Genomic DNA, 20490 nt, shown 5'->3' with positions numbered 1-20490 from the left:
AAAGGAGTCTTTGCACCCTTACTGTGCTCCGCATGGCCCAGAGCGACGACGCGGACGACGACGTACGGGTGCTCGACCCGCGCTCCCTGCGCGGGCTCGCCCACCCCCTGCGCCTGCGGCTGCTCGGCGCGCTGCGCGAGTACGGGCCCGCCACCGCATCCCAACTGGCCGGCCGGCTGGGCGAGTCCAGCGGCGCCACCAGCTACCACCTGCGGCAGCTGGCCGCCCATGGCTTCGTGGACGACGACCCGGAGCGCGGCAAGGGGCGCGAGCGGTGGTGGAAGGCGGCGCAGCGCGGCACGCGGTGGGGCACCGAGGAGCTGCTGCGGCACCCCGACCCGTCCGTGCGCGGCGCGATGAACACCCTGATGCACGAGCTGGCCACCGTGCATGGCCAGAATCTGTCCACCTGGCTCGGCACCCTGCACGAATGGCCCGCGGAGTGGCGCACGAACTGGGACATCAGCGACTTCACCCTGCGCCTCACGCCCGCCCTCGCGCGGGAAATGCTCGACAAAGTGCACGAAGTGATCAACGGCTATCGCGAGCAGGAGCTCGACCCGGACACCGAGCACTCCGCCCGGTACCGCGTCCATCTGCACGGCTTCCCGCGCGACGAAGACTGACCCGGACCCTGGGGGAGAGCGTATGTACAGCGACCACGTCCACCACTTACTGCACCGCCTGCGCGCCGAGCAGCTCCGGCGCGAGGCCGCGCACCGGCATCGGCGCGCGCAGCCGCTGCGGACCCGGCTCGGCTGGCGGCTCGTGGAGGTCGGGCTGCGGCTGGCGACGCCGCGGGTGCCCCACGTGCCCCGCTTCGATTAGCAGTGCGGGACCGCGCCGCCCGACTGGAGGTTGTTCAGGGCCTTCACGGCGCCGTCGAGGGTGGTGACGGGGATCAGCCGCAGGCCCTTGGGCTGCTCGGCCTCGGCGTCCTTGCACTCCGCCTTGGGGACCAGGAAGACCGTCGCGCCGTCCCGCTTGGCGGCCTGGGTCTTGAGCGGGACGCCGCCCACCGCTCCGACCTCGCCACGGGCATCGATCGTGCCGGTGCCCGCGATCGTGCGGCCGCCGGTGAGGTCGCCGCCGCGGCCGTCGCCGTCCAGCTTGTTGACGATGCCGAGGGAGAACAGCAGTCCGGCGCTGGGCCCGCCCACATCCGCGAGGCGCAGCTTCACCTTGACGTCGCCGGGCGACTTGTGGAGGTAGCCGAGGGCCGCGCTGGTGGCCGTGTTCTGCGACTTCCGCATCTCGTCGGCGTTGTGCTGCTGGATCTCCTCGGTCGTGTCGCCCACGTACACCGCCTCGCGCGGCAGCACGGCGCGGTCGGTGCGGAACCAGCCGCTGAGCACGTCCCCCAGGCGGACGGTGGCGTCCGGTCCGGTCGCCGCGATCGTCGTCATCCGCAGCTGGCCCTTGGTCTTACGGGTATCGCTCCCCGAGATGGTGATCACCTGCTTGCCGCCGTCCGCGCCGAGGACGTTCACGGTCGTACCCGGCTGGGCCACGGTGAACGGCAGGGGGGCGAGCGCGGCGACCGCCAGCAGGACGACCACGAGCGCGGTGCAGATGGCGAGGATCCGGGCGCGGGGGGAAAGGGCGCGGAGGGAGACGGCAGGCATAGGAGTGAATTTAGTTGACCGGCGGGACGGCTGACGCGCCCCCCTGGTCAACGTAGGGCCGATCGTCACCTCAGGGCGTCCGCGACCTCCCGTGCCGCGTCCACCACCCGCGGGCCGACCCGCTCCGGTACCGCGTCGCACAGCATCACCACGCCCACGCTGCCCTCGAGCCCGGTCACCCCGACCAGCGGGGCGGCCGCGCCGCTCGCGCCCGCCTCCAGCTCACCGTGGGTGAGCGCGTACCCGGGGTCGTCCGGGCGGCCCGCGCGGGCGGCGAGGATCGCGCGCCCGGCGGCGCCCCGGTCCAGCGGATGCCGGAAACCGGGCCGGTAGGCGACGTGGTAATCGGTCCAGGTCGGCTCGACAACCGCGACGGCGAGCGCCTCGGTGCCGTCGACCAGGGTGAGGTGGGCGGTGGCGCCGATGTCCTCGGCGAGGGACCGCAGCGCGGGCAGCGCCGCCTCCCGTACCAGCGGATGCACCTGGCGGCCCAGCTGGAGCACCCCGAGTCCGACCCGGGCCCGCCCGCCGATGTCCCGGCGCACCAGGGAGTGCTGTTCGAGGGTGGCCAGCAGCCGGTAGACCACGGTGCGGTTGACGCCGAGCTTGGTGGACAGCTCGGTCACGGTCAGCCCGTGGTCGGTGTCGGCGAGCAGTTTGAGGACACGCAGTCCCCGGTCGAGCGTCTGTGAGGTCTCCGCGGTCACGACGCCCCCTCCTCGGTATGAGTGGCGGCTCCCCGCGAAGGTGCTCCGCCGGTCGCGGTGATACGCACCGGCTGCACTCCGCGGCGACGCTGCCACGGGGCGTGTGCGTGCACGAACGGTAGCGAGCGGGTCCGCTCAGCGGAAGTACTTGTCCAGAATCCGAGCAGATCCCTCGCTCACCGCACACGACACGGAGGTCACCGCATCCGGGTGGCCCACTCCTGCACCTTCTTGATGCGCTCGCGGATCTGCCCCGCCGTCGCCTCCGCGCTCGGCGGCCCGCCGCAGATCCGGCGCAGCTCGGTGTGGATCACGCCGTGCGGTTTGCCGCTCTGGTGGACGTACGCCCCCACCAGCGTGTTGAGCTGCTTCCGCAGCTCCAGCAGCTCCTTGTGGGTGACCACAGGGCGCCGCTCCGCGGGCATCTCCAGCAGATCCGCCTCCGCGTCCGGCTTCTTGCGGCTGTGCGCGATCTGCTTGGCCTGCCGCTTCTGGAGCAGCATCTGCACCTGGTCGGGTTCGAGGAGTCCGGGGATGCCGAGGTAGTCCTGCTCCTCGTCGCTGCCCGGGTGCGCCTGCATGCCGAACTCGGCGCCGTCGTACAGCACCCGGTCGAAGACCGCGTCCGACTCCAGCGCCTCGAAGGGCAGCTGGTCCTGGTCTCCGGTGTCCTCGTCCTGCTGCTTCTCGGCCTCTTCGAGGAGCTTGTCCTCCTCCGCGTACGGGTTCTCCTCCTCGCCGTCCTTCTTCGGCTTGTCGAGGACGTGGTCGCGCTCGACCTCCATCTCGTTGGCGAAGCCGAGCAGGTTCGGGATGGTGGGCAGGAAGACGGACGCGGTCTCGCCGCGCCGCCGCGACCGTACGAAACGGCCGACGGCCTGGGCGAAGAACAGCGGGGTGGAGATGGTCGTCGCGTACACCCCGACCGCGAGCCGCGGCACGTCCACGCCCTCGGACACCATGCGGACCGCGACCATCCAGCGGTCGTCGGAGTGGGTGAAGTCCTCGATGCGCTGCGAGGCGGCGTCCTCGTCGGACAGCACCAGGGTGGCCTTGCTGCCGGTGATCTCGCGGATCAGCTTGGCGTACGCACGCGCCGAGTCCTGGTCGGACGCGATGACGAGGGCGCCCGCGTCCGGGATGGCCTTGCGGACCTCGGACAGCCGGTGGTCGGCGGCGCGCAGCACGTTCGGCATCCAGTCGCCGCGCGGGTCGAGCGCGGTGCGCCACGCCTGGGAGATCGCGTCCTTGGTCATCGGCTCGCCGAGCCGCGCCTCGATCTCGTCGCCCGCCTTGGTGCGCCAGCGCATGTTGCCGCTGTAGGAGAGGAAGATGACGGGCCGCACGACGCCGTCGTTCAGGGCGTTGCCGTACCCGTACGTGTAGTCGGCGGAGGAGCGGCGGATGCCGTCGTTGCCCTCTTCGTAGGTGACGAAGGGGATGGGGTTGGTGTCCGACCGGAAGGGCGTGCCGGTGAGCGCGAGCCGGCGGGTCGCGGGCTCGAACGCCTCCAGGCACGCCTCGCCCCAGGAGCGGGAGTCACCGGCGTGGTGGATCTCGTCGAGGATGACGAGCGTCTTGCGCTGCTCGATCCGGTTGCGGTGCAGCATGGGCCGTACGCCGACGCCCGCGTAGGTGATGGCGATGCCGTGGTACTCCCGGCTCAGCGGACCCGCGCTGTACTCCGGGTCCAGCTTGATGCCGATGCGGGCCGCGGCCTCGGCCCACTGCTTCTTCAGGTGCTCGGTCGGCGCGACGACCGTCACCTGCTGCACGACGTGGTGGTGCATCAGCCAGGAGGCGAGCGTCAGCGCGAACGTCGTCTTACCGGCACCGGGGGTCGCGACCGCGAGGAAGTCCCGCGGCTGCTCCTCGATGTACCTGTCCAACGCGCCCTGCTGCCAGGCGCGCAGCTTGCTCGCGGTACCCCAGGGAGCCCGTCCGGGAAAGGCGGGCGAGAGGTGATGGCTGGTGGAGGCGGCAGTAGTACTCACGGTCTCCGTCAGGCTGGCTCGGCGGGGTCGATCGGGAACCGCGTCAGCCTACCGGTGCCGCCCTTCACGCTTCGGGGGTACGCCCCGATCCCACCCGAGGGTGGGATCAGGGTCACACCGACTCGTGCAGCGCCTTCAGCCGTGCGGTGATGTCACCGACTTCGTCGAGCGCGCCCGAGGCCACGCCGACCACCAGCTTGTACGCCTCGTCCTGGTCGACGTCGACCATCTCGACCCCGTTGAGGTCGAGGAAGACGACCGTGCACATCCAGGCCATTCGCTTGTTGCCATCCACCAGCGGGTGGTTGACGGCGAGCGACTGGAGCAGCGCAGCGGCCTTCTCGAACAGCTCCGTGTACGCCTCTATGCCGAACATCTGTGACTGAGGACGATGCACCGCGGAACTCAGCAGCCCGAGATCACGCACCGCGATCTGCTGCCCCCCACAGGCGATTTCCGCCAGGTCCAGCACTTCCTGGACCGTCAGGTACTTCACTTACTCCCCCAGCCTCCGCAGCAGGTCCGCGTGGCGTGCCGCGTACTTTGCCCCCAGTCGTTGGACGGACTCCCGGTCCGCCTCCTGCTCCAGATACCGGTCGATCGCCTGGAGCACTATGGCGTGCATGCTGCGGCCCTCCTCTTCGGCCCGCTGCTTGAGTGCCTCTTGCTGGTCGTCGCGCAGTCGGAGATTCATTGCCATACCATTACGGTACCACTTTTGGGGCCATCGTGGTACCAGAATGACTGTTGGGCCGCAGGCGGGTGGTGACCCAGGCACCGGCCAGGGCCACCGTCGCCATCGCGGCGTAGACGGCGGTGAAGGCCGCCGGGTGGGAGGAGGCGGCGGTCGGGGTGGTCGCGTGGGTGGTGGGGGGCATCGTGGCGCCGCCGAAGGCGACGAAGAGGACGCCGCTCAGGCCGACCAGGGTGATGTTGCCGAGCGCGTCGGAGACCTGGAGCGAGGAGGAGTTGCTGCCCGCCTCCTCGGGCCGGGACAGCTTCAGCATCAGCACGCTCGCGCTGGAGATGGTCATCCCCATCCCGTAGCCGCCGACCGCCCAGGCGACGGCGACGGTCCACACCGGGACGGAGGCGGCGAGGGCGAGCGGTGCCAGGGCGATGGCCACGGCGATCAGCAGCATGCCCAGCCCCATCAGCCGCTCCCGGTACGGCTCCAGCCGGGCCCGGCTCTGGGTGTACGAGCCGAGCGCCCAGGTCAGCCCGCCGCCCGCGAGGGTGAGCCCGGCGGCGGTCGCGGACAGGCCGCGCTGGGTGACCAGCATCAGCGGGACGAAGCTCTCCGCGCCCAGGAAGGCGCCCGCAGCGACCCCGCGCAGCAGCACCACCGACGGCAGTCCGCGGGCGGCACGGAAGGTGCCCGCGGGGAGCAGCCGCAGTACGCACGGCACGAGCAGCGCGAGCCCGGCGGCGGCCGGGAGGAGGGAGTACCAGGCCAGGTCCTGGGCCGCGTACTGGAGCAGCCCGGCGCCGCCCGCGACGGCCAGCGCGAGGAGGATCCGGCGGCGGTCCATGGCCGGGGAGCGGCCGCCGGGCGGCAGGGTGCGCAGGGCCGGGAGCATCACCGCGAGCGGCGGCAGCACCAGCACCGGGATGGACAGGAACACCCAGCGCCACCCGGCCTGTTCGGTGACCGTCCCGGCGACGACCGGCCCGACGAGGACCGGCAGCACCCACGCGGCGGAGAAGGAGGCCAGCACGGCGGGCTGGAGTCGCCGCGGATAGGCCCGGCCGACGACGACGTACAGCGCGACGATCACCAGCCCGCCGCCGATGCCCTGGACGGCGCGCCCGCCCACGAACATCCACATCCGCTGCGCCGTCCCCGCGACCACCAGCCCCGCGCCGAACGCGACGATGCCGCAGACCAGCGGCGGGAGCGGTCCCTTGCGGTCGCTCCACTCCCCCGACAGCGCCATCGCGAACAGGCTCGCGGTGAAGTAGGCGGAGAAGGCGTACGCGTACAGCTCGACACCGTCCAGGGCGCGGGCCGCGATCGGCATGGCGGTGTTGACCGCGCTCGCCTCGAAGGCGATGAGGGAGACGACGGTGACGATGCCGAGGGTCAGTGCGCGGTGGCGGCGGCCGAGGATGGTGTCGTCCCTGATGTCAGGGTCCGGCTCGGCCGTGCGTGAGGTGGTGCTCCGTCCGGCGTCCGGCGGGTCGAGAGCGGTCATGCCGGTCAGCGTAAGAGCCGTGGCACGGTGTGACACCTGTCGGAGGTCGGTGTTGCGCCTCGGGCATTGGACGTACGCCGTCGGGCCCCTGGCTGCGTCAGGTAGTGAGCAGCACGCCCGCGTACGAGACCCCCGCGATCACTCCCCAGGCGCACAGGCCCAGCACCGCGACCCGGGCGCCGGTGCGGGTGAGGGAGGGGAGGTGGACCGCGCTGCCGAGGCCGAAGAGGGCGGCGGCGAGCAGGAGTTCCTGGCCGGTGGCGGCGGCGTCGAGCGCGGCGGCGGACGGCAGGCCCGTGCTGCGCAGCGCGACCATGCAGAGGAACCCGGCCACGAAGAGCGGCACCAGCGGGGGCCGCCGGGCCGCAGCGGTGGTGGTGCGCCGGGCTCCGGCCCTGGCCCGTACGGACACGGCGAGCGCGGCGACGAGCGGGGCGAGCAGCGCCACCCGCATCAGCTTGACCAGCACCGCTTCCTTCAGCGCCGCGGGCCCGGCGGTCTGCGCGGCCGCCACGACCTGGCCGACGTCGTGCACGCTCGCGCCCACCCAGCGGCCGAACTGCGCGTCGCCGAGGCCCAGGGGCTGCTGGAGCAGGGGCAGTACGGCGATGGCGAGCGTGCCGCACAGCGTCACCAGCGCGACGGAGGTGGCCACGTCCCGTTCGTCGCTGTCGGACACCTCGCTGACCGCGCCGATCGCGGACGCGCCGCAGATCGAGTAGCCGGTGGCGATCAGCAGCGGCTGGTCGCCGCGCAGCCCCATCCGCCGGCCGAGCCACCAGGTGCCGCCGAAGGTGGCGGCGACCACGCAGAACACCATCGCGACGGTGGCCCAGCCGAGGCCGAGGACGTCGTTCAGGCTGAGCTTCAGGCCGAGCAGCACGATGCCGAGCCGCATCAGCCGCTTCCCGGCGAGGGAGAGCCCGGCCCGGCCGCGGCCGCGTACGAGCCCCCGGGTGCCGGGGAGGTGCGCGGCGCCGATGCCGAGCACGACGGCGGCGGTGAGCAGCGGTACGGCGGGCACGACCCGGTGCACCGCCCACGCCACCGCGACCCCGCAGGCGGCCAACCCGAGCCCGTACGCGGGGGCGGGCATCCGGCGCCGGGAAGCCCGCGATTGTCGCGGCAGGCGCCCCGGTGGGCGCTCCGGTCACCGCCATGTCGTCACCCGCACGGCGTCACGCTCCGGCCCGGTCACAGGTCGTCCACCGCGGGGGCCTCGTACACCCGCCGGACGCTGCTGCCCAGCCGCACGATGTCCGCGCCGTAGACGTGGATCGAGATCGCCTTCGTACCGCAGGCGTTCCACACCCTGTGGATATCGCCGGGCGGCGCGAAGCCGCAGACCGCGCCCTGCGGGTTGATCACGTCCTCCACGGCGACCAGCCGGGAGGCCGGGCCGTCGGGGACGAGGCGGTAGCGGCGTTCGTGCTCCTCGCCCTCGTGGACGCCGGTGACGCACCACGACACATGGTCGTGGACGCCGGTGCGCTGGCCGGGCAGCCACACCAGGGCGACGACGGAGAAGCTCCCGTCGGGCTCGGCGTGCAGCACGTGCTGGCGGTAGCGGTCGGGGTGGCCCTCGCGCTGGGCGGGGGTGAGCAGATCGGGCGAGCCGAGGTAGGGGGCGAGGCGTTCGCCCACCAGGTAGGCGGTCACATCGGGCGGCAGGCCGCGTCCGACGGCCTCGCGGACGCCGTCGACGAAGGCGCCGATGGGGGCCGTGACACGAGAGGACGGATACGCGGTGGTCATATCGGCAGCGTGCGGACGCGCCGTCCATCACGTCCAACGACAGTTTGTTGGGCGGGGGCCAACTTCCGCTTATATATGGCCGCTTATATATGGCCTCTACGGCGAGTCAGCAGCCCACGCGGTTCCCGGCCACGGTCTTCAGCTCCTCCAACACCCGTGCCGTCGCCGGTATTTCCAGGTGTTCGCGCAGCACATACGCCGAGACATGGCGCCGCGACGCCGGTTCGAGGGCGCGCCCGGTGACCTTGTGGTGGCAGAGGAAGGACAGCACAAGCCCCGGCATCATCGCGACGCCGAGCCCGGCCGCGACCATGCTCTGCACCACCAGGTTGTCGTCGGTGGTGAAGGCGATGTCGGGCGCGAAGCCCTGCTCGGCGCATTCGTGCAGGAAGTTGGCGCGGCAGCGCAGACATCCGGCGATCCACCGCTCCCCGCTCAGCTCGGCGAGCTTGACGGCCCGCCGCCGGGCCAGCGGATGCCCGCTCGGCAGCAGGACCGTCAGCTGGTCCTCCATCAGCGGGATCTCGACGAGCTCGGGGGGCGTCTCCTCGCGCAGCCCGGGATAGGTGAAGGCGAGGGTGATGTCGCATTCACCGCGGACGACGCGGTCGAGCGAGTCCGGCGGCTCCCCCTCCAGCAGGTCGACCCGCACCCCGGGGTGGGTGGCGGCGAGGCGGGCCATGGCCTCGGGGATGAGGGTGGCGTTGGCGCTGGGGAAGGCGCACACCCGTACCCGTCCGGCGCGCAGCCGGGTGATGGCGTTCATCTGGGCCTGGGCGGCGGAGATGGAGGAGAGGATGGTGTCGGCGTGCCGGGCGAGCGTCTCGCCCGCCTCGGTGAGCCGCATGCCGCGGCCCACACGGATGAACAGCGGGCTGCCGACGGTCCGTTCGAGCGCCTTCATCTGCTGCGTTATGGCCGGCTGGGTATAGCCGAGCTCCCGGGCGGCGGCCGAGTAGGAACCGGCGCGCACCACCTCGTGGAACGTCCTGATGTGCCGGGAATCGAACACACGGGCATCATAGTGGGAAAACATAAGCGCGTTTTGGGGTAACGGAACATCACCCCTCTCGGCGCTTTTGAGTCACCTGTCCCTCCAGCCCGTCCCGCATCACCCGATCTCCGAAGTCACACCGCCGATACCCCTTCCGATCAGGCAGGCTGGCCTTATGCCGCACTACACGTCGTACGACCAAACGGAGCTGGCCTACCGCGTCCTGGAGGCCCGCGACGGGTCCGCGCGGCCGCCGCTGATCTGCCTGGCCGGCGGGCCGGGGCGGAACGCCGCGTACCTGGGCGACCTCGGCGGTCTCGACGCGCACCGCACCCTGGTCATCCCCGACAGCCGCGGCACCGGGGACTCACCGCCCGCGGCCGATCCGAGCCAGTACGCGTTCCCGGGTCTTGCCGAGGACCTGGAGGCGCTACGCCGCCACCTCGGGCTCACCCGCTTCGCGCTGCTCGCCCACGACGCGGCGGCGGCCACGGCGCAGGCGTACGCGGCGGCCCATCCGGACCACCTCACCCAGCTGGTCCTGGTCTGCCCGGGCGCGCGGATGCAGGGCGAACTGCCCGAGGACGCCCGGGAGATCTTCGAGTCGCGCGCCGACGAGCCGTGGTGGCAGGAGGCGTACGTGGCGATCCAGATGCTGCCGGACACCACCGACCTCGCCGAGGTCCGGGAGCTGCTGCTGAAGGCCGCCCCGATGGCGTACGGCCGCTGGGAGGAGCCGCAGCGGGCGCATGCGGCGGCCGAGGGCGAGCAGCTGGGCCCGGTGCCGCGCGCGGGCTTCTGGCAGGGCGTGGACGAGGCGGGCCGCCGCGCGGTGCTGGCGCGGCTGCGCGAGGTGCCGTGCCCGGTGCTGGTGATCACCGGGGACCGGGACGCGGTGACCGGGGTGCGGGCCGGGGAGCTGGTCGCGGAGTCGTTCCCGGCCGGGCGCGCCCGGCCGCTGCACGGCGTGGGGCACTACCCCTGGGTGGACGAACCGGAGCTGTTCGGCCCCGTGGTGGAGGACTTCCTGGAGCACCCGCACGCGCCCGGCGGCCCCTGACGGCCGTGCCCGCGGCCGCGTATGAACGGCCGTTGTGAACGGCGTATGTCAGTCATATGGCAGCGCCCGCCGAACCATTGATGCGCCCTGAACCGCTCCGTATGGTCGTAAGCACAAGCACGACATTGGCCGTGTGCCCGAGTGGTTCAGGGGCTCGCCTGCAAAGCGAGTTACGTGGGTTCGAATCCCGCCACGGCCTCCATCGCGCCCCACGCTCTCGTGGGGCGCTCTTCATGCCCCCGCCGGACATCTGCCCCGGTGAACTACCGGAAACCCTCTGGACACATAGCCCTTACGAGGCGCATGCTCAGATTCGCTAACGGCGTTCACACAAGCGGCCACCTGACCTTTTTCACATTCTCCCCACTGAATGGTCTCCGACCCCCCGCAGTGAGTGCGTTTTCGACGCATAGGGTCACAGTGGTGCCTGTCGTCCGGGAGCGGAGAACCCGCCGTGACTGAACAGGCACCCTTTGTTTCGACCTGTGATCCTGTGTTCCGTCTGGGGGAAATGTGCAGCCCGCCGTACCGGCCACCCGTCTGCCACTGTCGACCGGCCAGAGCGAGATCTGGTTCATTCAGCAGCTGGAGCCGCCGGAGAGCACGACGTTCAAGGTCGGCGAATACCTTGAGATCCAAGGCCCCATAGACGCCGCGATATTCGAGCGGGCACTGCGTCAGGCGGTCGCGGAAGCCGAGCCGTACAACGTCCGGGTCGGCGAGGACGACGGAGTGCCCTGGCAGGTCCTCGACCCGGTGACCGACTGGGACTTCCCGGTCCTCGACCTGAGCGGCGAGCCCGACCCGCACGCCGCCGCCGTCCGCTGGATGAAGCACGACCTGGCCACCGGTCTTGAGCTGGACGCCCGCCCGCTGTTCTCGTTCGCCCTGCTGAAGCTGAGCGACGACTGCTTCCTGTGGTACCAGGGCACCCACCACATCGTCTCCGACGCGGGCAGCGCCGCCCTGCTGGGCCGGCGCACCGCCGAGATCTACACCGCGCTCACCGAAAGCGGCGACCCGGTCGCGGGAGAAACCGTTTTCGGCTCCCTGCGGACCATGCTCGACCGGGACGAGGAATACCGGTCGTCGGAGGATTTCGCCAAGGACCGCGCGTACTGGACGGAACACTTCGCGGATTCCCCGGAACCCGCCCGGCTTTCCGGCCGCCCCGGCGACGAGCTCTCCAGCGTGCTGCGGGAGACCGCTTACCTGACCGAGGCGGAAGCGGTCGAGCTGCGCGCCGCGGCACGTAAATACGCGACGCACTGGTCGGCGATGATTATCGCCGCGACCGCCACCTATCTGCATCGATTGACCGGTAAATCCGACATCATTCTGACGCTGCCGGTCACCGCCCGGACCGATGCCACGCTGCGCGGGATTCCGGGGATGTTCGCCAATGTGGTGCCGCTGCGCATCCAGGTGCGCTCGGATATGCGGATACGGGATCTGGTGCGACAGGTCTCACGGGAAGTCCGGCAGGCGCTGCGCCATCAGCGCTACCGCCATATCGACCTGGCCCGGGATCTCCACCTCCCGGACGGCGGAAACGGCTTCCTCGGCCCGCACGTCAATATCATGACGTACGACTACGACTTCGACTTCGCGGGACATCGCGTCATCGGGCACAACCTGTCCAACGGAACCGTCGAAGACCTCTCGATCATGGGATACGACCGCTCCGACGGCAGCGGTATCCGCATCGACCTCAACGCGAACTCCAACCTCTACACCGCCGACAGTCTCATCGCCCACCGCGAGCGGTATCTGGAACTCCTGCGCACCCTCTCCGACACCTCCGACAAGGAGCGCACCGTCGGCGCCATCGAGCTGCTGTCCGCCGAGGAGCGGCGGCGCGCGGCCGAGGAGTGGAACGACACCGCGCACCCCACCTCGGGCACCACGCTGCCCGGGCTGTTCGCGGCGCAGACCGCCCGCACGCCCGACGCCGAGGCCGTCGTCTTCGGCGGCACCCGGCTGAGCTACGCCGAGCTGGACCGCGCCGCCGACCGGCTGGCCGCCCGCCTGACCACGCGCGGCGCGGGACCTGAGCGCACCGTCGCCGTCGCCCTGCCCCGCTCCCCCGAGCTGGTCGTCGCCCTGCTGGCGGTGCTCAAGTCGGGCGCCGCGTATCTGCCGCTGGAGCTGGACTACCCGGCCGACCGGCTGGCGTTCATGCTCGACGACGCCGCGCCCGCGCTCCTCGTCACCCGCGCCGAGCACACCGAGCAGCTGCCCGCGGCGGACGGGCCGGAGGGGGTCGAGCGGCTGCTGCTCGACGACACCGTCGTGTCCGAAGAGACCGACGCTCCGCGGGTCGCGCTCGACCCCGAGCACCCCGCGTACGTCATCTACACCTCCGGCTCCACCGGCCGCCCCAAGGGCGTCCTGGTCCCCCACCGCGCCATCGTCAACTGCCTGGAATGGATGCAGGGCAGCCACCCCCTCACCCCCGAGGACCGGCTGCTCCAGAAGACCCCGGCCGGATTCGACGCCTCGGTCGCGGAGTTCTTCTGGCCGCTGGTCAGCGGCGCCACCTTGGTGCTCGCCCAGCCCGGCGGCCACAAGGACCCCGCGTACCTCGTGCGCACCGTCCGCGAAGAGCGCATCACCACCCTCCAGTTCGTGCCGTCGATGCTCCGCGCCTTCCTCGCCGAGCCGGACGTCGCCGAGCGGTGCGCCGACAGCCTGCGCCAGGTGTTCTGCGGCGGCGAGGCGCTGCCGCGCGAGACGGTCGACCGCTTCCACACCCTGCTGCCCGGCATACCCCTGCACAACGTGTACGGGCCCACCGAGGCCACCGTCGACATCAGCGCCCACACCTGCGAGCCCGGCGACAGGGGCCCGGTCCCGATCGGCGCCCCGGTGTGGAACAGCCGCCTGTACGTCCTCGACTCCGCCCTGCGGCACGCCCCCGCCGGGGCCGTCGGCGAGGTCTACCTGGCCGGGCCGCAGCTCGCCCGCGGCTACCACGACCGGTCGTCGATGACCGCCGAGCGCTTCGTGCCCGACCCGTACGGCCACCTCTTCGGCGCGCCCGGCGCCCGTATGTACCGCACCGGCGACCTGGCCCGGCGGCTGCCGGACGGCGGCGTCGCGTACCTGGGCCGCTCCGACGACCAGGTCAAGCTGCGCGGCTTCCGCATCGAGACCGGTGAGGTCGAGGCCGCGCTGCGCGCCCTGCCGGACGTCGCGGAGGCCGCGGCGATCGTGCGCGAGGACCAGCCGGGCGACCAGCGTCTGGTGGCCTATCTGACGGCCGAGGGCGGCACCGCGCCGTGCGTCGCCACCGCCCGCGAGATGCTGCACCGCGATCTGCCCGAGCACATGGTGCCCACCGCGTTCATGGTGCTCGACACGCTGCCGCTGAGCCCCAACGGCAAGCTGGACCGGGCCGCGCTGCCCGTGCCCTCGCACGAGGCCGCCCGCGGCGGCCGCGCGCCCCGCACCCCCCGCGAGGAGACGCTGTGCGCGCTCTTCGGCGAGGTGCTGGGCATACCCGACGTCACCATCGACGACGACTTCTTCCTCCTCGGCGGCCACTCCCTGCTCGCCTCCAAGCTGGCCAGCCAGGCGCGGACCGCCCTGGACACCGAGCTGTCGATGCGGGACCTGTTCGAGGCCCCGACCGTCGCCCGTCTGGTGGCCCGCCTCGACGAGGCCACCCCCGCCGACGCGCCCCAGCTGCACCCGCTCGACACCCTGCTGCCGCTGCGCGGCGAGGGCGAGCGCGCGCCGCTGTTCTGCGTCCACCCCGGCGGCGGCCTCGGCTGGTCGTACACCGGCCTGATGCGCCACCTCGCGCCCGACCAGCCCGTGTACGCCCTCCAGGCGCGCGGCCTGACCGAGCCCGACGTGCTGCCCGCCAACGTCCAGGAGATGGCCGCCGACTACCTGGACCAGATCCGCACCGTCCAACCCACCGGCCCGTACCACCTGCTCGGCTGGTCCTTCGGCGGGCTCATCGCGCACGCCATGGCCACCCGTCTCCAGAGCGAGGGCGAAGAGGTCGCCACCCTCACCGTCATCGACGCCTACCCCGACAACGACCAGGCCCTGCCGGACCTCCCGGACCTGGGCAAGCGCCAGTGGCTCGGCGTCCTGCTGGACAACATCGGCGGCGGCGACATCTTCGCCCCCGGCTGGCTGGAGGCCCACCCCGACGGCATCGACGACGGCGACCAGCTGATCGCCGACCTCAGCCGCGAAACCGGCCTGCCGAAGCGGCTCCTGGAGGGCGAGCACGGCTTCCCGCTGCTCGACATCTTCCTCAACGACCAGGAGCTGATGCGCAAGTTCGCCCCCGAACGCTTCGAGGGCGACCTGCTCCTCTTCACCGCCGACGAGGAGATCCCGGGCTACGAGCGCGACGCGCTGCACGTCCCGGAGTCCTGGCAGCCGTACGTGTCCGGCGAGGTCAAGGTCCACGGGGTCCCGGCCCACCACTACCACCTGCTGCGCGAGCAGGCCCTGACCGTGGTCGGCCCGACCCTGGCCCGGGCCCTGGACGCCACCCACCACCCCTGACCCCTTCCGGGCGGGCGCCCACCAGCGCCCCGCCCGGAAGGCTTCGGCGGACAACGAAGCGATCACCGTCTAGCGTCAGGCCCATGAGACTTCCCTCAGGCAGCGAACAGGAGGTGGCGGCGTGACGCCGTGGGAGATGGTGGCCGTCTTCGCGGCGGGAGTGGGTGCGGGCGGGATCAACTCCGTGGTGGGGTCCGGGACGCTGATCACGTTCCCGGTGCTCCTCGCCACCGGGCTGCCGCCCGTCACCGCCACGGTGTCCAACGCGCTCGGCCTCATACCCGGCTCCATCAGCGGAGCCATCGGCTACCGCAAGGAGCTGGTGGGACAGGGGCGGCGGGTGCTGAAGCTGAGCGCCGGGGCCCTGGTCGGGGGCCTCGGGGGCGCCACGCTGCTGCTGACGCTGCCCAGCACGGCGTTCGAGCGGATCGTGCCGACGCTGGTGGGCCTGGCGCTGGTCCTGGTCGTCCTCCAGCCGCTGATCTCCAAGAAGGTGCGCGCCCGCCGCGAGGCCAGGCCGCAGGACTCCGCCCGGCGGGACGTCGGGCCGCTGCTGCTGCTCGGGCTGACGCTCGCCAGCGTCTACGGCGGCTACTTCGCCGCCGCCCAGGGCATCATCTACATGTCCATCATGGGCATGCTCCTCGACGAGCCGATGCAGCGCCTCAACGGCATCAAGAACGTGCTGGCCGCCGTCGTGAACTCCATCGCCGCGCTGTTCTTCCTCTTCGCCGCCCACTTCGACTGGACGGCCGTCCTCCTCATCGCGGTCGGCTCCGCCCTCGGCGGCATGACCGGAGCCGCGGTGGGCCGCCGCTTCAGCCCGGCCGCGCTGCGGGCCCTGATCGTGACGGTGGGGACGGCGGCGATCGTGCAGCTGGTACTTCGGTGACTCATCGGAGGGTGATGGTGTTGCCGGTGACGAGCCCGGCCGCGTCGGACGCGAGGAACACGATGGTCTCCGCGACCTCCGCCGGTTCGGCGACGTGGAAGTGGGTGCCGCTCGACGCGACGAACTCCCGCACCTCGTCCGTCACCCACCCGGTGTCGGTCACCGGCGGGTGCACCATGTTGGCGGTGATGCCCAGGTCGGCCAGCTCCACGGCGGCGGACAGGGTGTAGTTGACCTGGGCGGCCTTCGCCGCGCCGTACGAGACCTCACCGGGAAAGCCGAGGTCACCGCCCGACGTCAGCCCGACGATCCGCCCCCACCCGGCGCCCCGCGCCCGGTGGCGCCGGGCCAGCTCGCCGATCAGCAGGGCCGGGGCCATCGCGTCCACGGCGAACTGCCGCGACCAGGTCTCCGCGGTGACGGGCTGGAGCGGCCGTCCGAACCGGTCGGCCGGATCCGGGGTGAAGGTGTCCTGCACCCACCCCGAGGCGTTGTTGATCAGGATGTCGACCGGCCCGAGGCGCTCCTCGGCGACGTCGAAGAGCGTCCCGGACGCGGCGGGGTCGCCGAGATCCGCCTCGAACGCCGCGGCCCTCCCGCCCGTACGACGGATCCCCTCCGCCACCTCCTCGCCGCCCGGCCCGAGGTGGGCGCACAGCACCGCGACACCGCGCGCGGCGAGCGCTCTGGCGGTCGCCGCCCCGATGCCGTGGTTCGCTCCGGTCACGATGGCGACATGGTCCGTCCGCGCTGTCTCCCGCATACCGCAAGGACTAGCAAACGACGGCCGCCGGGCGACACCGATTATCCGGCTACTGGAAATGCGGCACCAGCGCCGTCATCCACATCACGCCCAGCAGCAGGAACGCCAGATACGACCGGGTCGCCCGCCAGGTGTACGTCAGCATCCGGGCCTCCTCCGGACGGTCGGCGGGATAGCCGACCGGGACGCGGGTGCCGACGTCCGGGGCGGCCCGTGTGGTCAGCAGTCGGGTCTCGAACTCGCGGTGGCGGCCGTCGTGGTCGGTGAAGGCCAGGGTCAGCTCGGTGTGGTGGTCCTCGCCCCGGTCGACCACCCGGTGGCCGGTCACCTGTGCCTCCGCCTGCCGGCCCGTCCGCCTCAGCCAGTGCGCCCGGGCGGGGGTCCAGAGCGCGATGGCCAGGAGGAAGACCGTACTGATCGACATGAGCAGGAGGGGCACGAGCGGACACCTTCCGAAACCACGGCCAAGGGGATCATGGGGAAGGACGCGCGCCCTTGGGGCTTCAGTTGCTCCGGCGGTAGCGGACGTATTCGTTCCGGCGCCGGAATCCCACGCTTTCGTAGAGGTCGTAGGAGCGGTGCGGATTGGCCGTGCCCGTGTAGAGGCGGGCGGTCGTCGCGCCCTGGGCGCGAAGGGCGCGCAGTCCCGGCGAGCAGGACGGCCCGGCCGGAGGCCCAGGCGGCGGAAGTCCGCGTCGACGCTCAGCTCCTCGACCTCGCCGACCGTAACGGGTCGTGAACGGCGCAGCGAGGCCATAAGGAGAACACCGGCAGTCCGGTCGACCTACCGGACGGCTCGCCAGCAGGCAGGATCGGCGGTGGCGAGGAAGTCCTCGAAGGTCCACGTCTCGGTGAAGGGGGCGTTCGCGTAGGAGTCGACGACCGTCTGCCAGGCGGCGCGGTAGTCGGCGGGCCCGATGGGGCCGAGGGTGAAGCCGGGCGGCAAGGGGCGGCCGGGGCCGGGCAGTTGGCGCAGATCGGGCAGTTCCAGCTCGACGAGGCTGAAGACACGCCGGTAACCGGCGTCCAGCAGCAGCGCGGTGGCGTCCCGCTCGGTGGCCGTGGCGTTCGCGCCGAGGACGGCCGTCCGTGCGGTCCCGTGCTCCCCGATGAGGTGGCGGACGCGGGTCTCGGCCCAGTCCAGCATGGCCGTGCCGACGCCCCGGCCGCGGTGCTCGGGCAGGAGGTGACCGCGGTGCAGGTACAGCCACGTACCGTCCCGCTCCTCCCACCACCTGAGCGTCACATACCCGACGACGCTTCCGCCGTGCGTCACCAGGACCTGGTTACGGGACGGGTCGTCCAGCGCGGCGGAGGTCTCGGCGATCTCGGCCGCCGTCGGGACGCCCTCCACGACCGAGCGGGCGTCGGCCCCGTCCCGTGCCGCACAGCCGCGCCGCACGGCGGCCATGGCCTCGTGGTCCTCGGCGCCGCGGTACGGGCGCAGTGCGTAGGGGTCCATGAGCATGTGGCTACGTCCGGTTGACCACCGCTGCCTGAGGGCGGATCGGGAGACGGTTGACCGGGCGGCCGGTGGCTGCTCGGACGGCTGCCGCGACCGCCGCCGGGGAGGTGACGACCGGGACCGCGCTGGCCGCCTTCGCGCCGAAGGGGGCCACCACGTCGCGTTCCTCGACCAGTTTGACGATGCGGATGTCGGGGACGTCCACGGCGGTCGGGAGGGCGTAGCCGGTGAGGTCGGGGTGGCGGATGACGCCGCGGGAGGTGCGCAGGTTCTCGGTGAGGGCGGCACCGATGCCCTGGGCGATGCCGGACTCGATACGGGTGCGCAGCTGGCGCGGGTTGAGGACCCGGCCCACGTCCTGGGCGACGGTCATCTCCACGACCCGGACCGCGCCGATCTCGATGTCGACGTCCACCACGGCCCGTACGGCGCAGAAGGCGAGGCCGACGAAGGCGTCGCCCTGGCCGGTCTCGTCGAGCGGTTCGGTGGGGTGCGGGCGGCACTGGGCGGTGGCCCACAGCTCCTTGCCCTCGAGGGCTTCCTCGACGGTGGTGCTGAGGACGCCGTCGTACGAGGTGATCTTGCCGTCGGCGATGGTCAGCAGCTCGGTGGACATGCCGAACTTGTGCGCCAGCGGCTGGAGCAGCTGGGTGCGGACCATCTTGGCGGCACGCTCGACCGCACCGCCCGAGACCCAGGTGTGGCGGCCGCGCGAGGCGGGTCCGGCCGGGGGCTGGTCGGTGTCGACGGGGGCGACGTGGACCTCCTCGATGCCGAGGACGTCCTGCACGATCTGGCGGGCCAGGGTGGTGAAGCCCTGGCCGGTCTCGACGGCCGCGCAGATGACGGTGGCGACCGGTCCGGTGACCTTGACGGTGGCGGTGGACACCTCGTCGGCGCCCTCGGCGCCCAGCATGTGCACCATGCCGAGCGCGTAGCCGACGCCGCGCCGCACCGCGGCCGGGTCGCCCGCGCCCTCGGGGCCGCCGGGCAGCAGCCAGTCCTCCTCGCGGTCGTCGGCGGGGAGGTCGGGCAGCGGTGCGTCCTGGACGGCCTGGAGCACCTCGGCGACCGGCGCCGGGCAGGTGATGGTCTGCCCGGTGGGCAGCAGATCACCGGTGGCCAGGGCGTTGCGCATCCGGATCTCGGCCGGGTCGAGGCCGAGCTTGGCCGCGAGCTTGTCCATCTGGCCCTCGTACGCGGCGCACACCTGCATCGCGCCCTCGCCGCGGACATGGCCGGAGGGCGGGTTGTTGGTGCGGACCGCCCAGCCCTCGATGAAGGCGTGCGGGACGACGTACGGGCCGCAGGCGAACGACACGGCGGCGGCCAGGGTCTCCGCCGAGGAGTCCGCGTAGGCGCCCGCGTCCAGCAGGATCTGCGCCTCGACCTTCACCAGCTTGCCCTGCCCGTCCGCGTGGTGGCGGTAGCGCAGCAGGGTGGGGTGGCGGTGGGCGTGCCCGAGGAAGGACTCCTCGCGGGTGGCGGCGAGCTTGACCGGGTGGCCGGTGCGCAGCGCGAGCAGCCCGAGCGGCAGCTGCATACCGGGGTCCTCGCGCTCGCCCATGGCGCCGGGGACGCCGGTGACGACGACCTTGACGCGCTCCGGCTCCAGGCCGAAGCAGGCGGCGGCCAGATCGCGGTCGGCGTGCGGATCGGTGGAGGCCGTGTAGATCTCCACCCCGCCGTCCGGGCGCGGTACGGCGAGGCCCGCCTCGGCGCCGATGGGCGCCGGGTCCTGGCGGCCGATCCGGTACAGGCCCTCGACGATGACGTCGCCGATGACCTCCGGATCGCCGAAGGACAGCGGGATGTGGCGGACCAGGTTGCCGTCGGGGTGCAGCGGTTCGGCGGAGAACGCCTGCTCGGGGTCGGTGACCGGCTCCAGCACCTCGTACTCGACGGCGATGGCGGCCGCGGCCAGCCGGGCGGTGTCGGGGTGGTCGGCGGCGACGGCGGCGATGGGCTCGCCGTGGTGGCGCACCAGGTCCTTGGCGAACACCGGCCGGTCGGCGACCCGGCGGCCGTGGGAGGCGTCACCGGGGACGTCGGCATGGGTCACCACGGCGTGCACCCCGGGCATCCCGGCGGCCGGGGAGGTGTCGATGGAGACGATGCGGGCATGCGGATGCGGTGAGCGCAGCACGGCGGCCCACAGCAGCCCCTCGGCCCACAGGTCGGCCGCGTACGGGAAGGTCCCGGACGCCTTGGCCGTCACGTCGGCGGGCTGGAGCGACACGCCGAGGCCCATGTGGGGCGGCGGGGGGACGGGCGTTCCGGCGGAGGGGGTTGCGGTGACGGCTCCCGCGCCGTCCGCGATTCCGGTCATGATGCCCTTCCCATACCGCTGCCGTTGCCGCCGTCGCCCCGGTTCCCGGTGCCGGGCGGACCCGCCTGCCGCGGGATGCGGGCCGGGTCGTGGGCCGCCGCCTCGTCCTCGGCGGCGGCGTCCGCGGCCTCGGCCGCCTCGTCGGCCGCCTCACGGGCCGCCACGACCTCGCGCACGGCGT

17 protein-coding genes, 1 tRNA gene and 2 pseudogenes are annotated in these 20490 nt (G+C 72.3%); 6 read left to right on the top strand and 14 right to left on the bottom strand.

Going from position 1 to position 20490, the window contains the following annotated elements:
• Positions 1-32: 32 nt before the first annotated feature.
• On the top strand, positions 33-626 hold the full coding sequence (locus SSOG_RS27400) for a winged helix-turn-helix domain-containing protein (RefSeq protein ID WP_039938833.1): 594 nt from the start codon (positions 33-35) through the stop codon (positions 624-626).
• A gap of 22 nt (positions 627-648) precedes the next feature.
• Positions 649-828: a hypothetical protein gene (locus SSOG_RS27395; RefSeq protein WP_009717508.1), complete on the top strand. Its 180-nt coding sequence runs from the start codon at positions 649-651 to the stop codon at positions 826-828.
• On the opposite strand, the gene SSOG_RS27390 is transcribed toward SSOG_RS27395, so the two are convergent.
• The 9 genes from SSOG_RS27390 to SSOG_RS27350 all read right to left on the bottom strand — a co-directional run bounded on the left by SSOG_RS27390 (position 825) and on the right by SSOG_RS27350 (position 9288).
• Positions 825-1625 carry a S16 family serine protease gene (locus tag SSOG_RS27390; RefSeq protein WP_009717507.1) on the bottom strand — a complete coding sequence of 267 codons (801 nt, stop codon included), beginning with the start codon at positions 1623-1625 and terminating at the stop codon, positions 825-827. The two genes, SSOG_RS27395 and SSOG_RS27390, sit on opposite strands and share 4 nt — an antisense overlap.
• Positions 1626-1690: 65 nt before the next feature.
• Positions 1691-2332 carry an IclR family transcriptional regulator gene (locus SSOG_RS27385; protein ID WP_009717506.1) on the bottom strand — a complete coding sequence of 214 codons (642 nt, stop codon included), beginning with the start codon at positions 2330-2332 and terminating at the stop codon, positions 1691-1693.
• Positions 2333-2529: 197 nt separating this feature from the next.
• The gene (locus SSOG_RS27380; protein ID WP_009717505.1) at positions 2530-4326 is read right to left on the bottom strand and encodes a DEAD/DEAH box helicase; all 1797 of its coding nucleotides are present in this window, start codon (positions 4324-4326) and stop codon (positions 2530-2532) included.
• A 112-nt stretch (positions 4327-4438) separates the two neighbouring features.
• Entirely contained in the window at positions 4439-4822 is a 384-nt protein-coding gene (locus SSOG_RS27375) for a type II toxin-antitoxin system death-on-curing family toxin (protein WP_009717504.1), read from the bottom strand.
• A complete protein-coding gene (locus SSOG_RS27370) occupies positions 4823-5020 on the bottom strand; it encodes a ribbon-helix-helix protein, CopG family (protein ID WP_014061073.1) in 198 nt (65 codons plus the stop codon). It abuts the gene before it with no gap.
• A 10-nt stretch (positions 5021-5030) separates the two neighbouring features.
• The gene (locus SSOG_RS27365) at positions 5031-6521 is read right to left on the bottom strand and encodes an MFS transporter (RefSeq protein WP_050799985.1); all 1491 of its coding nucleotides are present in this window, start codon (positions 6519-6521) and stop codon (positions 5031-5033) included.
• 97 nt (positions 6522-6618) lie between these two features.
• A complete protein-coding gene (locus SSOG_RS27360; RefSeq protein WP_050799984.1) occupies positions 6619-7617 on the bottom strand; it encodes a YeiH family protein in 999 nt (332 codons plus the stop codon).
• Between the two features lie 98 nt (positions 7618-7715).
• Positions 7716-8276, bottom strand: a complete 561-nt coding sequence (locus SSOG_RS27355) for a cysteine dioxygenase family protein (RefSeq protein ID WP_009717500.1) — start codon at positions 8274-8276, stop codon at positions 7716-7718.
• A 106-nt stretch (positions 8277-8382) separates the two neighbouring features.
• Positions 8383-9288 carry a LysR family transcriptional regulator gene (locus SSOG_RS27350; RefSeq protein WP_009717499.1) on the bottom strand — a complete coding sequence of 302 codons (906 nt, stop codon included), beginning with the start codon at positions 9286-9288 and terminating at the stop codon, positions 8383-8385.
• Positions 9289-9445: 157 nt separating this feature from the next.
• Here SSOG_RS27350 and SSOG_RS27345 point away from each other — a divergent pair, with 157 nt between their 5' ends.
• From SSOG_RS27345 to SSOG_RS27330, 4 genes are all read left to right on the top strand, one after another.
• The gene (locus SSOG_RS27345) at positions 9446-10330 is read left to right on the top strand and encodes an alpha/beta fold hydrolase (RefSeq protein WP_039938828.1); all 885 of its coding nucleotides are present in this window, start codon (positions 9446-9448) and stop codon (positions 10328-10330) included.
• 127 nt (positions 10331-10457) lie between these two features.
• Positions 10458-10532 (top strand) — tRNA-Cys (locus SSOG_RS27340).
• Between the two features lie 311 nt (positions 10533-10843).
• Positions 10844-14860, top strand: coding sequence for a non-ribosomal peptide synthetase (locus SSOG_RS27335; protein ID WP_009717497.1), 4017 nt, complete (start codon positions 10844-10846; stop codon positions 14858-14860).
• Positions 14861-14981: 121 nt separating this feature from the next.
• Positions 14982-15752 (top strand): sulfite exporter TauE/SafE family protein, encoded by a 771-nt coding sequence (locus SSOG_RS27330; protein ID WP_009717496.1) that lies wholly within the window; start codon positions 14982-14984, stop codon positions 15750-15752.
• A gap of 1 nt (position 15753) precedes the next feature.
• On the opposite strand, the gene SSOG_RS27325 is transcribed toward SSOG_RS27330, so the two are convergent.
• The 5 genes and pseudogenes from SSOG_RS27325 to SSOG_RS27305 form a co-directional block, all read right to left on the bottom strand.
• On the bottom strand, positions 15754-16479 hold the full coding sequence (locus tag SSOG_RS27325) for an SDR family NAD(P)-dependent oxidoreductase (RefSeq protein ID WP_106516670.1): 726 nt from the start codon (positions 16477-16479) through the stop codon (positions 15754-15756).
• A gap of 85 nt (positions 16480-16564) precedes the next feature.
• Positions 16565-16954: a DUF3592 domain-containing protein gene (locus SSOG_RS27320; RefSeq protein WP_009717494.1), complete on the bottom strand. Its 390-nt coding sequence runs from the start codon at positions 16952-16954 to the stop codon at positions 16565-16567.
• 64 nt (positions 16955-17018) lie between these two features.
• Positions 17019-17983: pseudogene (locus tag SSOG_RS27315) on the bottom strand (GNAT family N-acetyltransferase).
• 4 nt (positions 17984-17987) lie between these two features.
• Positions 17988-20309, bottom strand: coding sequence for a xanthine dehydrogenase family protein molybdopterin-binding subunit (locus SSOG_RS27310; RefSeq protein ID WP_009717492.1), 2322 nt, complete (start codon positions 20307-20309; stop codon positions 17988-17990).
• Positions 20306-20490 (bottom strand): annotated as a pseudogene (locus SSOG_RS27305) (hypothetical protein); the annotation flags it as partial. The gene SSOG_RS27310 and the pseudogene SSOG_RS27305, both read right to left, overlap by 4 nt.

The sequence above is a fragment of the Streptomyces himastatinicus ATCC 53653 genome, from assembly GCF_000158915.1.
GTDB classification, from domain to species: domain Bacteria; phylum Actinomycetota; class Actinomycetes; order Streptomycetales; family Streptomycetaceae; genus Streptomyces; species Streptomyces himastatinicus.
This window is presented reverse-complemented; position numbering and strand designations above follow the sequence as displayed.